This is a genomic window from Paenibacillus sp. IHB B 3415 (assembly GCF_000802655.2).
Classification (GTDB): domain Bacteria; phylum Bacillota; class Bacilli; order Paenibacillales; family Paenibacillaceae; genus Paenibacillus_AQ; species Paenibacillus_AQ phytohabitans.
Map to the genome: position 1 here is coordinate 1 of NZ_JUEI01000011.1, position 14,870 is coordinate 14,870.

15 protein-coding genes are annotated in these 14,870 nt (G+C 51.4%); 6 read left to right on the forward strand and 9 right to left on the reverse strand.

Features of this window, described 5'->3' with window-relative positions; all coding sequences use genetic code 11:
- Nucleotides 1-89 precede the first annotated feature (89 nt).
- The gene (locus QW71_RS06160; RefSeq protein WP_039294905.1) at nt 90-1,016 is read right to left on the reverse strand and encodes an AEC family transporter; all 927 of its coding nucleotides are present in this window, start codon (nt 1,014-1,016) and stop codon (nt 90-92) included.
- Nucleotides 1,017-1,223: 207 nt separating this feature from the next.
- Between QW71_RS06160 and QW71_RS06165 the strand changes: the two genes are divergently transcribed.
- Entirely contained in the window at nt 1,224-1,562 is a 339-nt protein-coding gene (locus QW71_RS06165; protein WP_039294909.1) for a helix-turn-helix domain-containing protein, read from the forward strand.
- A 149-nt stretch (nt 1,563-1,711) separates the two neighbouring features.
- Nucleotides 1,712-2,431, forward strand: a complete 720-nt coding sequence (locus tag QW71_RS06170; protein WP_039294911.1) for an SDR family oxidoreductase — start codon at nt 1,712-1,714, stop codon at nt 2,429-2,431.
- Between the two features lie 116 nt (nt 2,432-2,547).
- On the opposite strand, the gene greA is transcribed toward QW71_RS06170, so the two are convergent.
- Nucleotides 2,548-3,030, reverse strand: coding sequence for a transcription elongation factor GreA (gene greA, locus QW71_RS06175; RefSeq protein ID WP_039294914.1), 483 nt, complete (start codon nt 3,028-3,030; stop codon nt 2,548-2,550).
- Between the two features lie 179 nt (nt 3,031-3,209).
- Here greA and QW71_RS06180 point away from each other — a divergent pair, with 179 nt between their 5' ends.
- A complete protein-coding gene (locus QW71_RS06180; protein WP_047013655.1) occupies nt 3,210-4,649 on the forward strand; it encodes an FAD-dependent oxidoreductase in 1,440 nt (479 codons plus the stop codon).
- 96 nt (nt 4,650-4,745) lie between these two features.
- Here the strand turns inward: QW71_RS06180 and QW71_RS06185 are convergent, their stop codons facing one another.
- On the reverse strand, nt 4,746-6,230 hold the full coding sequence (locus tag QW71_RS06185; protein WP_047013656.1) for a DHA2 family efflux MFS transporter permease subunit: 1,485 nt from the start codon (nt 6,228-6,230) through the stop codon (nt 4,746-4,748).
- Nucleotides 6,231-6,488: 258 nt separating this feature from the next.
- On the opposite strand from QW71_RS06185, the gene QW71_RS06190 reads away from it, so the two are divergent.
- From QW71_RS06190 to QW71_RS06200, 3 genes are all read left to right on the forward strand, one after another.
- The gene (locus tag QW71_RS06190) at nt 6,489-6,926 is read left to right on the forward strand and encodes a MarR family winged helix-turn-helix transcriptional regulator (protein WP_039294917.1); all 438 of its coding nucleotides are present in this window, start codon (nt 6,489-6,491) and stop codon (nt 6,924-6,926) included.
- An 89-nt stretch (nt 6,927-7,015) separates the two neighbouring features.
- Nucleotides 7,016-8,185: an acetyl-CoA carboxylase biotin carboxylase subunit family protein gene (locus tag QW71_RS06195; RefSeq protein ID WP_039294920.1), complete on the forward strand. Its 1,170-nt coding sequence runs from the start codon at nt 7,016-7,018 to the stop codon at nt 8,183-8,185.
- A 13-nt stretch (nt 8,186-8,198) separates the two neighbouring features.
- Nucleotides 8,199-8,948: an esterase family protein gene (locus QW71_RS06200; protein WP_039294924.1), complete on the forward strand. Its 750-nt coding sequence runs from the start codon at nt 8,199-8,201 to the stop codon at nt 8,946-8,948.
- Between the two features lie 149 nt (nt 8,949-9,097).
- On the opposite strand, the gene QW71_RS06205 is transcribed toward QW71_RS06200, so the two are convergent.
- The 6 genes from QW71_RS06205 to QW71_RS06230 all read right to left on the reverse strand — a co-directional run bounded on the left by QW71_RS06205 (nt 9,098) and on the right by QW71_RS06230 (nt 14,705).
- Complete coding sequence (locus QW71_RS06205; RefSeq protein WP_039294928.1) at nt 9,098-9,385, reverse strand: DUF6509 family protein; 288 nt, start codon at nt 9,383-9,385, stop codon at nt 9,098-9,100.
- Nucleotides 9,386-9,496: 111 nt separating this feature from the next.
- Nucleotides 9,497-10,594: a 23S rRNA (adenine(2503)-C(2))-methyltransferase RlmN gene (gene rlmN, locus QW71_RS06210; protein ID WP_039294932.1), complete on the reverse strand. Its 1,098-nt coding sequence runs from the start codon at nt 10,592-10,594 to the stop codon at nt 9,497-9,499.
- 192 nt (nt 10,595-10,786) lie between these two features.
- On the reverse strand, nt 10,787-12,070 hold the full coding sequence (locus QW71_RS37805) for a polysaccharide deacetylase family protein (protein ID WP_052769914.1): 1,284 nt from the start codon (nt 12,068-12,070) through the stop codon (nt 10,787-10,789).
- Between the two features lie 5 nt (nt 12,071-12,075).
- The gene (locus QW71_RS06220; protein WP_039294935.1) at nt 12,076-12,798 is read right to left on the reverse strand and encodes a hypothetical protein; all 723 of its coding nucleotides are present in this window, start codon (nt 12,796-12,798) and stop codon (nt 12,076-12,078) included.
- Between the two features lie 474 nt (nt 12,799-13,272).
- Nucleotides 13,273-13,629, reverse strand: coding sequence for a nucleotide excision repair endonuclease (locus tag QW71_RS06225; RefSeq protein ID WP_197073008.1), 357 nt, complete (start codon nt 13,627-13,629; stop codon nt 13,273-13,275).
- A gap of 89 nt (nt 13,630-13,718) precedes the next feature.
- On the reverse strand, nt 13,719-14,705 hold the full coding sequence (locus QW71_RS06230) for an NAD-dependent epimerase/dehydratase family protein (RefSeq protein ID WP_039294942.1): 987 nt from the start codon (nt 14,703-14,705) through the stop codon (nt 13,719-13,721).
- Nucleotides 14,706-14,870: the final 165 nt, after the last annotated feature.

The following is a 14,870-nucleotide window of genomic DNA, read 5'->3' on the forward strand; positions in this document are numbered from 1 at the left end:
TCTTTACTCTTTACTCTTTACTCTTTACTCTTTACTCTTTACTCTTACTCCTTGCCCCGTTTTCCCTTTCGTTGCCTGTCTCTGCAGCTCTACCCGCCCACCATAGCAATAAGCACCGGGAGAGCCAGAAAGGACGCCAGCGTAGTCCAGACAATACAGCGCGAGACCAGCGAAGGCGAGCTGCCGAAGCGTTCGGCCAGCACCACGGAATTGACGGCTACCGGCATCGAGGCCAGAATCAGCAGCACCGAGAATAAGGTGCCCGTAATGTTCAGCGCGAGCAGCACCAGCGCGGCCAGCAGCGGAGCCAGCAGCAGCCGGACGGTCAGCCCCGTCCAGAATGCAAGCTGCACGTTGCGCTCCGTATGCGCCGCCCGGACCTTCACCATCTGCGCGCCGAGAATCGCCAGCACTACCGGCGAATAGGCTCCTGCGGCCATCGATACGCCAGAAGCCAGCTCATGCGGCATATGCAGGCCGAGCGCCCGCAGCAGCAGGGCCAGAATCGCCGCATAGATGGCCGGCAGCGAGAAGACCGACTTCACGGCGCTGCGCACCGAGAACTGTGATCTGGCGGCAAAATACACGCCGATCGTATTCACAATCACCATCTGGGCGATGACATAGACCGATGCCTTGTCCAGGCCCAGCTGGCCGAAGGCCAGCAGCACCAGCGGCAGACCGTAATTGACGCTGTTCGTGAAGGTGGAGATGAGCGTCAGGCCGGCGGCTTCCGGCGGAGCCAGCTTCAGTATTTTGCCGATCAGGGTAGCCAGCCCCCATAAGAGAAACAGATTCAGCAGCGAGAATGCGAGCGTCTTATAGACATCATCGAAGGAGATTTCCGCCGTAGCAAGCGTATCCAGGATAATCGCCGGACTGAGAAAATACAGGTACAGCGTCAGCAGGGGCTTCGTGTCGAGATTCTTATAACGTCCGAGCAGCGCCCCGGCGGCCACCGGAATGGACAGCGGCACAATAACCTCTACAAGTGTCGATAGTACAGTCTGAATCACAAGCCAGGACCCCTCTGTTCTTTAGTTACTCCCTACTATAACCTTTGGGGCAAGGAGCGTCTAAGACCCGGAATCAATATCCTTAATAGAAACTGCCTATGGTCCCCGCTCCGACTCATTTATTTAATTATCAGCCATAACTTCCCTAAGGATAGTATTGTGCTATGATAGGTGACAATCGTTATTTCCACAGGAGGCTGACTTAGCATGGACATTCTGGAACCTCTTACACTGACCCGCGGCACCCCCGGCGAACCTTGCCCTATTGCCAAAACCCTGGAACTTATTGGAAGTAAATGGACATTCCTGATTATCCGCGATCTGCTGATTGGGGGCACCTTGCGCTTCAGCGATTTGCTCCGTTCCCTTGAAGGGATCAGTCCGAAGACCCTCGCGCTGCGGCTCAGGGAACTGGAATCTCATGACATCCTGGAACGTACCGTGTACCCTGAAGTCCCGCCACGGGTGGAATATACGCTGACGGAGAAGGGACTCAAGCTGGAGGGTATTTTTATCGAACTCAAAAGGTACGGGCTCGCGCTCTAAAAATATCTTTAGGCTCCAGCCCGCCCTCTATAAGATACTATCCTTCCGGTAACTATATGTCGGCAATGTAACTACTTCCCTAAGGGAAGTTTATAGAGCTATACTCTCCTCATAAAGCTTCAACAAGATATTTTCGAGGAGGAAATTATATGTTAACCGGACAGAAGATCGTTATTATCGGAGGGAGTTCAGGAATTGGCCTTGAAACGGCAAAACTTGCTGCTGGCGAAGGCGCTGAGATCATCATCGCCAGCCGTTCCGCCCATAAGCTGGAGCAGGCGAGAGCGAAGCTTGGTACTGAAGCTAAGGTGAGCACCTATACGCTGGATATCACAGATGAGGCTCAGGTGCAGGCATTCTTCGCAGAGCTGGATGACATTGATCATCTGGTCGTGACTGCGGCCGAGACCAGCGGAGGCGCTTTCCTGTCTACAGCAACAAGCGCCGCCCGTCAGCTGATGGACAATAAATTCTGGGGCCAGTATTATGCCGCCAAATATGCTGCCCCGAAGCTTCGTCCTGCCGGATCGGTCACGCTGTTCTCCGGGATCGTTGCCTTCAAATCCATGACCGGCTCCTCCATGCTGGGTGCGGTCAATGCCGCCGTCGCCAATCTGGCCCGGACGCTGGCTCTTGAGCTGGCTCCGCTGCGGGTAAATGCCGTCTCGCCCGGCATCATCGACACCCCTTCCCGCGCCGGGATGGCGGAAGAGGCGCGGACCAGCTTCTATAGCGGCTTAGCTGCCAAGCTGCCGGCACAGCGCGTAGGAACAGCTGCGGATGTCGCCCAGGGAGTACTTTATCTCATGCATAACAGCTTCGTCACTGGTACAGTACTCCATATAGAAGGGGGCCACGGCCTTATCTAAGCCACTGCAAGTAGAAACGTGAAATAGTAGCATAAATAAATTCTTATCTTTAAACAAAAAATCCTGCACCCTTATTAAAGCAGGGTACAGGATTTAAGAATTACAGGATTTTAGAATTACAGCATTTTAATCTCAAGCAGCTCATATTTGATGACGCCCATCGGGGCATTGACGCTGATAATGTCGCCCACTTTTTTGCCGATCAGCTCTTTGCCGAGCGGACTTTCGTAAGAAATCTTGTTGTCCAGCACATCAGCCTCTGCGGGACCAACCACTCTATATTCAATCTTTTCGGAGTATTCCACATCATTCAGAATGACGATGCAGCCCACGCTGACTGTGCTCAGATCCATATTGCTGGAATCCACAATCTGCGCCTTGATCAGCATCTTCTCCAGAATCATGATCCGTGTCTCCATGAAGGATTGATCTTCCTTCGCAGAGTGGTATTCGCTGTTCTCCTTCAAATCGCCGTAGCTGATCGCCAGCTTAAGCCGGGCTGCAAGCTCCTTGCGCCCTGCTCCCTTAAGTTCTCTCAGCTCATCCTCGAGCTTGGCTAACCCTTCTTTCGTCAAAAACACTTCTTCATTGTTGGACATGTATACAACTCCTATTATTTGCTCGCTTTATTGTATTCTAACTCATATTCGCCCAACATGCGAAGAGAAAGCGCTACAGCGGCAAATCGCCACAATTCCAGCACAGCAAAAATAACCCATTATCATTTATAATAGGGACAGATTCCAAATCCAACCACAGTCAGGAGTACTTAGAATTGATGTTCATGCAATCCTCTAAATTATACCGCTTTACAATCTGCCTGGCCGCCGCACTGATTCTGCTCTCGGGTTCGAGCCTGTCCATTGCAGCTGCAGCAAAGCCATCGTCCTCTTCACCAGCGGCTCCAAGCTATGATGTCGTTGTTATCGGAAGTGAAATTCAAGGTGTACTGCTCGCCAAGGAAGCCGTTAAGGCGGGTCTGAAGGTGCTGATGCTTGATCCCCGCAGCAAACCGGGCGGTGAATTGATCCAAGGACAAATGTTCTTCCTCGATGACGTGAACGACAATAAGCAGCGAAGTCTTGTGCAAGGCGAAATCAAGAACCTGTTCAACGGATACAAAGCCGGAACCATCCGCAAGGCAGCGGATTTCCAGACGTATTTTGACAAGGTCATTCAAGGAATTCCGCTGAAAAGCGGGGTAGTTCTGGATCATGTAGACACTAAGACAGCAGGCAGCGGCAAAACACTTAGCTCGCTTACATACCACGGCAAGGACGGCAACAAAGTTACAATTCAGTCCCGTTACTGGGTGGAGAATACGGATTACAACGCCCTAAGCAGTCAGCTGAAGGAAGCCCGGATTCCGGGAATGGAAACTATATATAACGGTAAGAAACCGGATTATATGGCCGCTACCTATATGCTCAATTTCAAAAATGTAGATTGGAATCTGCTGCACCAGCGTATTCTGGAGGACTATCCGCTTACGAATGTGCGCAAGAAATATGGCCCCAATACCTATGTGGACTGGCATTTCGCTACCGGGTTCAGCAATATTACCAATACCTACATCACTAAGGATAAGCAGCTGAGGCTACGAGGGTTGAATGCCACCTACCAAAAAAACGGACAGGTAATCATCAACGGGCTGCTGATTTACGATGTAAACCCCTCAGACCCCAAATCCGTAGCGTCCGCAGTTCAGAGGGGGCAAGCCGAAGCACCTTTCATTCTAAGCTTCTTGCGCAAGAATATTCCCGGCTTCGCCAAAGCAGAGCTAAATGGCTTTCCGGAGTACCTCTATATCCGTGACTATAACCGGTATGAGACTAAATATGTCCTGGATTACCCGGATCTGATGAATAGTCGGATGTTCTGGGATAATGTAAGTATCGGCGGCTACTCCATAGATTTGCAGGGGACCCGGGCGATTCCGACCGGTATTGGCTACGGCAAGCCGGACCGTTATGGACTGCCGCTGCGCTCCTTCGAGTTGAAGTCTTATGACAATGTGCTGGTGACCGGAAAAAATGTCGGCGCCAGCATCAAGGCCTACGGCAGTGCGCGAATCATGCCCACCACCGCACTGGCAGCACAGACCATCGGCATCATTCTTGGGCGGGAACGCAACAAGCCGCTGGCTAACCTTACGGAGGCCGATTTCAAGCGGATTCGAGTCTACATGAAACAAGATTATCAGATTGTCCTACAGTAGAAACTTTCTATCTATATTATGTATATACAGCAAACCGCCACCCTGATCCACGGGAATCTGGAGTGGCGGTTGTTTGTATATCCAGCGGCAGCCCTTTTAGCTCTTCGCCCTCTGCTTCCCGGCCCCGGCCTGCAGCACAGGAGCTGCCGCAGCCTTGCCGTTTCCGCTTCTCAGCAGCAAGGTCAGCGGAATCGCCAGCAGTCCAACCACCGTAGCGATCAGGAAAATATCCTGTACGCCCAGGGTCATTCCCTGCGCCTTGATCAGCGCACCTGCCGCAGAAGCTCCGCCGCTGAGTTCCTGCTGATGGGCGAGTGATCTGGAGGCGAGCAAGGAGCTGAACACCGCAATGGACAACGCGCCTGTAGCCTGGCGGACCCAGTTCGTCACAGAAGAAGCATGCCCCGTGATCTGCTTGGGTACGGCTGACATCCCGGCATTCGTCACCGGCATGAAGGCCAGGGCAATGCCAACATTGCGCAGGGCCATCAGCATCGCCACACGGGTATGTGTAACGGCCAGCGTAATATGGCTAAGCTCCCAGGTTGAAGCGCTCAGCAGCAGAATACCGCTGAGAATGAGCCAGAACGGGCCGATCCGGGAATACAGCTTGCCGACGACCGGCGACATGACCGCCATCACGATTGAGCCCGGCAGCAGCACCAGCGCCGTCTTCAGCGGAGTGGACTGCTGGATATCCTGCAGGAAGACCGGAATTAGGAAGGTTCCCGAGTATAACGCAACAGTAATAATACAGTTGATGATCAGACTGTAGGTGAACCGGTTCTGCTTGAACACCTTAAGGTTCAGCAGCGGCTCCTGCAGCGACAGCTCCCGGCGGATGAAGTAGGTTAAGGCCGCAGCGCCAATCAGCAGCAGGGATAAGGTCTTCCATGAGGTCCAGCCCCAGGCATTCCCCTTATTGAACGCCAGAATAATAAAGGCGCTGCTCAGAATCACGGTTACGAATCCCGGCAGATCGAAGCTTCTGCTGCTGGCGGTTTGACGCTGGAACGGCAGGCATTTCAGCGCTACCACGATCGCGATGATGCCGATCGGCAGATTGATCATGAACAGCGATTTCCAGCCGAAGTACCCGGTGAGCCAGCCGCCGAGCGTTGGCCCGAAGGCAGGAGCCAGCATGGAGGACAGGCTCCAGAGGCTCATGGCGAAAGCCTGCTTTTCTTTCTCGATAAACTGATAAATCATCGTCATCGTCGTCGGGATAATCAGCCCGCCGAATATTCCCTGCACAATCCGGAAAATAATCAGGGAATGAATACTCCAGGCCACGGTACACAGCCCCGAGAACAAGGTGAAGCCCGACAGGGCAAACACATAGAGATATTTATAGCTCCACTTGTCGCCGAAATATCCTACGACCGGAGCAATTACGCCGGTAGCCAGCAGATAACCCGTAATCATCCATTGCACCGTGCTGATCTCGGCATGGAAGTCTTTCAGAAATACCGGGAACGCAACGTTAATCGTTGTTGTACTGAGAATGGCCATGAAATTACCGAAAAAGATGGCCAGAATAATAAGCCAGAATGATGAATTTTTTGCCGTCTGATTACCCAAGTATGCTCTCTCCTCTGTACTGCCACCACTATAAACATTAGCTTCACACTAATATAGGTGTATGATACAATCATTTCAATATATGTGTATTATACAACTATATTCTTGGAAGTCAATATGACTTATTTCATTAGAGTTTAATTACACTTTCATAAATAACCGGCAGCTTTCGCTTAGGGCTGTATTATCACTTATAATATGGAGACATATAAGGCTGGACCTTAAGAATTACTCAATCATAAAGGACGGATACTAACTATGGCTGATGAACAGACTGATAAAAACCTCGAAACCCTGAACCATGAGCTCATTACGCTAATCCGCCTAGGCTCGCTGGATAAAAAACATGGCGGACTGGACCGCTCCTCCTACACCCTGCTCCACCATCTGTCGAACCACGATAAGGTAGGCGTTAAAGCGCTCGCCGAAGAATTCGGCCTCGATACCTCTACCATCAGCAGGCAGACGAGCGTCCTTGAGGCGAAGGATTATGTAGTAAAGGTGCCTGATCCGCAGGATGGAAGATCAAGCTATTTTCAGATTACCGCGCTGGGTGCACAGACGTTTGCCGAGGCCCGGGACATCCGGCTGCAGCGCTATGAGCAGATTTTTGAAGACTGGTCTCCCGGGGACTGCCAGACCTTCAGCGGACTGCTGGCCAGGCTCAACCGGAAACTGCAGCAAAAGCCAGACTAAGGATTGACGAATAATGACGAAACTGGTAGATTGAATTAATCATACAATTTAACTCGGAATTATATTATAGCCAAAGGGGCTGGTTCTGCATGAATTTTATCTTCTTTTCCCCGCATTTCCCCAAGAACAGCGCTGATTTCTGTACCCAGCTGCAGCAGCAGGGGGCGACGGTGCTCGGGATTGGCGATGCCGAATATGACCAGCTGGAGGACAAGCTGAAGTCGGCACTGACGGAGTATTATAAGGTAAGCAATCTGGAGAGCTACGAGGAGATTCTGCGGGCCGTTGCCTTTTTCACCTATAAATACGGTAAGATTGACCGCTTCGAGTCGCTGAACGAATACTGGCTGGAGCAGGATGCCGCTATCCGCACGGATTTCAACATTCACGGCACCAAGTCCGATTTCGTCTCCAACCTGAAGCAGAAGTCCAAGATGAAAGAATTCTTCCATAAAAGCGGTGTAAGCACCGTTCAGTTCTCCACCGGGACTACGCGCGAAAGCGTGGAGAGCTTCATCCAAAGCGCCGGCTTCCCGCTGGTGGTTAAGCCCGATCTCGGCTCCGGTGCCAGCAATACGTACAAGATTAATAACGAAGAGGAACTGCAGCACTTTTTTGACACCAAGCCGGAGGATGTAGCCTTTATTATTGAGGAATTCATCGATGGAGTCATCCTCACCTATGATGGGCTGGTGGATATTGACGGTAATGTGCGGTTCGCGGTCAGCCACCTGTTCGAGAATAGTGTCATGGAGGTTGTCAACACGGATAACCACCTCTATTATTTCTGTCTGAGAGATGTCAGCCCCGAGGTAGAAGAGGCCGGGAAGAGTATTCTGAAGGCTTTTGACATCCGGGAACGGTTCTTCCATATCGAGCTGTTCAAATCACACAAGGATGGCCGGATCATTGCCCTGGAAGTGAATATGCGTCCCCCGGGCGCCTGGATGACCGATGCCATTAACTTCGCATACGATGTGGATGTCTATAAAGAATGGGCCAGCATGATCGTACACAATGAGGTCGGCGGTCCTTACGAAGGCAAATATTACGCTGGCTATGCCAGCCGCAAAAGTCATAAGCATTACGCTCACAGCCATGAGGACATCTACCGCACGTTCGGCGGGCAGATTGTGAACTATGCCGAGATCGAAGAGGTATTCAGCAGAGCGATGGGTAACAGCGCTTATCAGTTCCGTTCTCCCGAGCTTTCGGAGGTCAGGGACATCAGAGGTTATATTCACCAAGAAGAGGGATAGGATGTGTTAACGGATGAGGATAAGCTACCATAAGGAGTACAGCCACAACCTGGGCAGAGACATGGAATATAAAATATACGGCCACGCCGGCAAACCGATGCTCGTCTTCCCCACGTCGCTTGGACGCTTTTATCAATATGAGGATTCGGGCATGATTGACACGCTCTCCTCCTTCATTGAAGCGGGCAAGCTGCAGATATGGGCCTGCGACAGTATTGATGAAGAGACCTTCTTCTCCACTCACTGGAATAATGAGGACCGGGTGCACCGTCATGAGCAGTATGATAAATATATCGCATATGAGCTGATTCCCGGCATCCTCCACCAGAGCAAGCAGAACAACGGCGGGACCGATCAGCGCATTCTGATCTCAGGCTGCTCTATGGGCGCTTATTACAGTGCCAGCTTCTTTTTCCGTTATCCGCAATATTTCGATACCTTAATCGCCCTGAGCGGCGTCTATTCCACCTATTATTTCTTCGGCGACTATATGAGTGAGCAGATCTACCTGAATTCACCGCTGCATTATCTGCCGGGACTGACGGATGATTATTATCTGAACCAGTACCGCAGCAGCAACATCATCGTCTGCGTCGGACAAGGCGCGTATGAGGATGAAATGCTTCATGAGACCCGTCTGCTTCAGGATGTGCTGGGGCGCAAAGGCATTCCGGCGCGGATCGACTACTGGGGGCATGATGCCGGTCATGACTGGCCGTGGTGGAACAAGCAGATTCATTATTATGTGGAAGGCTGCTTGTAGCACGTTTATAGAAAAAAGAACGGGACTGTCCAGTCATCATTGCAGATGACTGCGGCAGTCCCGTTTTTGGCATGCGTTCACCCGGTTCACGGCATAAAAAAGGAAACCGCCAGGTTCAGCAGTTTCCTTCCAGCACTTACAGCCGAGTCTTATTCAGGCAAATGCTCTGAACAGAACAGAACCAGTGCTGCTTCCTCGTCTTCTTCCATATCGAAATCGAGAACCTTGCCTGACGATGTTTCCTGCAGATCGTAGCTGACAATGCTTGTCTGCTCTTCTTCCACTTTCACAATTACGCGGGCCGAAACACCGTTCTCTACGTATAGCTCATCATCTTCCGGCACATCCAGGTTAATGACGAACTCATATCGCTTGCCGCTTAGTATTCCAAAAGGATCTCTTACGTTCTCCACGGTGTAGCTTGTAAATGTCAACACGTCGCATTCCTCATTTCTCAAATCACTGCCAGATTATTGTAACACAAGTAGAAACGCCTTTGCTGTCCTTTTAGACAGCATCGTACTTATGATGACAAACTGCTGCCTAATTTATCCGGGAAACTGCGCTGCCGGCACCTCTGCCTTGCCTTTGGTCTTCTTGATCTGCTTGCTGCGCAGCTGTCCGCAGGCCGCATCAATATCGACTCCGTGCTCCAGCCGGGTGCTGACGCTGACACCCTGTTTCTTCAGCGTATCGAAGAACGCCCGCACGGATTCCCGCTCGCTCCGCTGGTACTGGCTATGCTCATCTACCGGATTATACGGGATCAGATTCACATTCGCCAGCTGGCGCCGGTCTCCGATTAACTCCGCCAGCTCCAGGGCATGCTCCTCACGGTCATTGATATCCTTCAGCAGGATATACTCCAGGGTAATTCTCCGGTTGGTCTTCTCCAGATAATAATCAATCGCCGGCATTAACTTCTCTATAGGAATGGCACGGTTGATCTTCATGATCTGTGTCCGCAGCTCATTATTCGGCGCATGCAGGGAGATCGCCAGATTGACCTGCATATTGGCGTCGGCGAATTCTCTGATTTTGTCAGCCAGACCGCTGGTGGATACGGTAATGCCTTTGCCGGCAATGGCCAGACCCTTGTGATCCTTGATCGTAATCAGGAAATTCAGCAGATGCCGGAAATTATCGAACGGCTCACCAATGCCCATTACGACTACATGGCTGACCTTTTGCCCAAGACCGGCCTGATCCAGATCAAGCTGGACCTTCATAATCTGCTCGACAATCTCGCCGCTGGTGAGATCGCGGCTCTTCGCCAGCAGCCCGCTTGCGCAGAAGCTGCAGCCGATATTGCAGCCGACCTGAGTGGTGACGCAGACGGACAGACCGTACTTTTGCCGCATAAGCACCGTTTCAATCAGGTTGCCGTCTTGTAAGCGGAACAGGAATTTGACAGTGCCGTCAGCCGATTCCTGCTTCACATGCTCTTCCATCGTTTGAAAGACATAATGCTCTTCCAGCAGCTGTACACAGTCCGGGTTCATCCCCGTCATTTCTGCAAAGCTGGTAACCCTCTTGCGGTATAGCCATTCCCAGACAGCGGATGCACGGGATTTCTTGTGCCCATGCTCCAGCAGCCAGGCGGTCAGTTGTTCCAAAGTCAATCCATAAATGGATTCTTTATTCATTTCATATCCTCTTTTCAAAACTTTAAAGTTCAATCAATCTATTCTACCTTGCGGGGGACATTAGCAACAACAATAACTTATTGTCTCAAATTTTGTTTATTAAAACAAGGGGAAACGCTGCCGATTCCGGGTCTTTTCCGTGCACATACGCAGAAAAGCGCACCCCGCGATCCGGGATACGCTTCCTGCTTTTTATTTGAAGACGGCGAACTTTAGTCCCTGTGCCTGAAGATACTCAATGATCTCAGGAAGCGCCTGGACCGTAACTGCTTTTTCGTGCAGCAGATAGATGCCGCCGGACGGGTCCGTTATATGGAAATAACGGAGGACCTGCGGGGCATTATCGGCTTTCCAATCCTCGGGGTCCCGGTTCCAGAGCAGCAGCTTCATATGCTGCCGCTTCGCCTCAGCGGCCAGCTCATCATTGACTGCACCATAAGGCGGGCGGAAGATAGTTACCGCCGAGTTCATATTCGACTCCAATTCCCGGCTGGCCCGCTCCAGATTCTTGCGGTTCTCCTCAGGGCTGTTCCGTGTCATATCACTGTGATCCCAGGAGTGGCTGCCTACTGGCATGCCATGCTCATTAGCATAGCGGACCTCTGCCGGGCGGCTGCTGGCATTCTGTCCAATAAACAAGAAGTTCGCCGCCACACCATACTCGTCCAGAATATCTACGATCTGCCTTGTATACTGCGAGGGCCCATCGTCGAAGGATAAGGCCACATAACCCTGAGGCAGGCTGTATTCATAGCTGTTCCCGTCCAGTTCAATCTCTTCAACCGCAGTCTCCGGAGCAGCTGCTGGGGTATCTTCCGGAGCCTCTTCCGGGACTGCCGGGACTTCACTGCTCTGGTAAGCCGCCGTCTGGATCACCGGTATAATATTAATAAGGGGACTGCTGCTGACGTCCGCAGCTACGGCTGCCTGCAACGGGTCCTCATGGGCTTCTGCGCTGTTGCTGAACAGCTTGCCGTCCATGCGCAGCAGGAACAATGCGATGAGGCAACTGAACAGAATACCGCGCAGCAGTATGGCCCGGGCAGGCCGCAGGCTGCGGCTGCGCTTCAGATGTCCAGGTCTGTGCTGCGGCAATTCAAGTGACGGTACATGAGCAGCAGGCTCAGGCTCGGCTGGACGTTCTTCCTCCTGCCGCGCCTTCACAAGCTGCGAGGCATACTCCTCAGAGCAGGCATAATACAGCGTTTCGCTAAACGTCTGGTTCATTTTGATCAGGGAGCTGAAAAAGCTGTGGCGGAAGGGGTCCCATTTGGGATAGAGAGACAGACGCACACGCTGACCCGCGAAGGGGCCAAGCATACTCAATTGCACATATGTATATTCATCGATGATTAGTATTTGGCGGGCGGAACCGCTGCTGTGGGTTAAACCTACCTCCATCTGATAGACGCCCTGCCTCTGCTCAAGGGACAGCAGCTCTACCATCCGAGCAGCGTTCGCCGGGTGTACTGGCATAAGTCCTATGTATCTCCGTTGCTGTCGTTACGCTCTGCCGGCGGAGTGCTTCCGCCAAAGGGTACGGTCATGCGGTTGGTGAAATCGCTGATCATGCTGGAGAGGTAGGTTTTCTCCTGCCGGACCGTATCGTATTTCTGTTTCAGGTGACTGTTCTCTGTCTCCAGGCGCCCGATCTTCTCTTCGAGCTCATTCATCCGCTTCAGCTTCTCGGAGATGGCATCATTATGTTTTTGTACAAGATTGGCATATTTCTGCTGCTCCAGATCAATGGTGCTCTTGAGCTCATCCATTTCTCCTGACAGGGTCGTGTGCAACTCACGGTAGTCCTCCAGTACCTGGTCCACCTTCAGATTCTTCTCCACCAGCTTATGCTCTAGCTCCAGGATGCTCTTCTCCCGCTCTTCAATTACCTTGTTCAGGTTCTTGAGATCCCGTCCCAGCCTCTCCACATGACTGCTGGAATGATTCAGCCGGTCCTGCAGCTCATGGTTGTTCGTTTCAGCATGCGCTCTGGCCTGAATCATCTGCTCTACTGCAAAGACCAGGTCCAGCGACTTTTTATCCAGCTGCGCTTTGCCGACGGACACGAGGCCGGGAGCACTTTCAGCCTTCTCATAATTATCGCTATCTTCGGGCGGAAGTTCAGCCAGTTGAACCTTTTGAACCATACCCGGTTTGGCCGGTTTGTCCACAGCTTCTTTCTTCTTAAAAAACGGAGCCGCCATCTATATAATCACCTCATTATAAATGTCAAAATATGTCGAGCATGTACGAGTTTATTATAGTTGATTTAGCGGATGCGTTAGTGAGCCTTAGTATCTAACTTTACTAAATGTATCCAAAGGCCTAAGTTGCGCCTGCCAGCTGCTGTCCGGATCATTTCAGGATGAATCACCCCTGCCATTTGTACTGGTCTTTCCCGAAAAAAAAGGACCACACCGCGCCTGAAAATCCCGGATTATTCCTGCGTGTTGTCATAGCATCCTAAGGCCAGAGTAATACATCTCCCGGTTCAAATCCGGGATTTAACGCTTAACTGTACAGCAAACAGGCACCATCCTGACCGGACGGCACCTGCATGCATCATTATCCAAGTTACAGCGGGAACCCCGCCTGCAAATGGTCAAACAGCATAATTTCCTGAACAACAAAAAAACGCAGTCCGCAGGAAGCAGGGACCACGCTTTTCATCCAAACCATTATTTATACAGTACCTTCTCCACATTGTATTTCGCCTTAAGCTTGTTCACAATGTAAGTCTCATAAATTTCTCTGTCGACCGGGTCTTCCACGATGCAGACTTCAATCTTGGTAACTTCGTCACGGTGTGGCTTCATGACCGATACGTTATCTTCGAAGTGCTTCTTGATCCGCGGTCTCAGCTTGCGTGCCTTGCCTACAAACAGCAGCTCATCCTTGTCATTGTAGAACATGAAGATGCCGCCGGCTTCACGGGTGATCAGGTGAAAATCCGTAAATCCGTAAATATGGCTGAGCACAGGGTTCTCCTGCTTAAAAATAGTAACTTCCGGTGCCGGAATGGTAATGCTGATCATTAAGCTCACTTCCTCATTGTATATAGAAATAAATAGTATCACAGATTGGGAAACCTGACTATTTCTATCTTCTGCAGATTACTCCTGTTTTATGAGGGGATTTGCACATTTTCAGCTGCACGGTTCTGGAGGGAATGGATCGTTGCTGTTATCCCCTGTTCAAAAGGCGTGGCCGGAGCCGGCCCGGCTACCCGCTCGTACTTCGCACCGCTGAGCCGCAGCGGCTCCTTCGTCAGATACAGCATCTCGACAATCTCTTTCATTACCGGTACAAACAGGCCGAGCAGTGACAAACCTGCTGCGCCTAAAGGGATAACCAGTTTTGACCTTCCGGCGGCTTCGCGGGCAATCCGGACGATCTCTTTGCCGGAGATGACACCGGCTCCAGGAATGTTCCAGTTCTGCCCGTAGGCCTCCTCGCGGAGGGCAAGCTCCACCATCATCACTGCCGCATCCGGCAGATAGACGTATTCGCGCGGAACATTCATATTGCCGATGAACATCGCAGGTCTACCGGCAGCTATGGCTTCCAGCGTCGATCCGAGGTAAGAGGCTTCATTGGCCGTGGGGCCGTAATAATCCGGCAGGCGGACAATCATTCCCTTCGTGCCGCTCCAGCGTGGGCTGAAGAACATCCGCTCGAATTCCAGCTTTATTTTCCCCTTGCGGGTATGCGGATTCTTCGGATAGTTCTCGTCAATCGGCTGCTCATCCACTCTTTTGCCATACGGATAAATCCCGTCCACAGCCACTACCTTCACCCCCAGCCGGTTCGCGGCCTCCATCACAGCTTCACCCATCGGCAGCAGCTTCGCGGCCATTTCGTGATAAGGCACCGATGCACTGTGAAAAATAACATCAGCCCCACGCGCGGCCTTAAATACATCATCCGCACGGAACACATCTCCGGTCTGCAGGCTCAGCCCTGCTGGATTCCCGAGCTTGGCCGCGAGCTGTTCCAGCTTCGGCATGGAGCGCCCAAAGGCTACAGTCTTGATCCCTCTTCGAAGCAGCTCGGCAATAATCACCGTTCCTGTCCCTCCGGTTGCTCCCAGTACCATCGCTTTATTTATCATTTGAAATTCCTCCTGGTATAATGAATTGTTATTTATTATTATTTATTATTAGTGATTGATCACTAACTAAATAATAAAAATAAATGGTATATAGCTGAACTAAATTTAAGCTGTTAACTGAAATCCTGCACGAAATACAACATTCCACCCATGAAATCGGGCTAA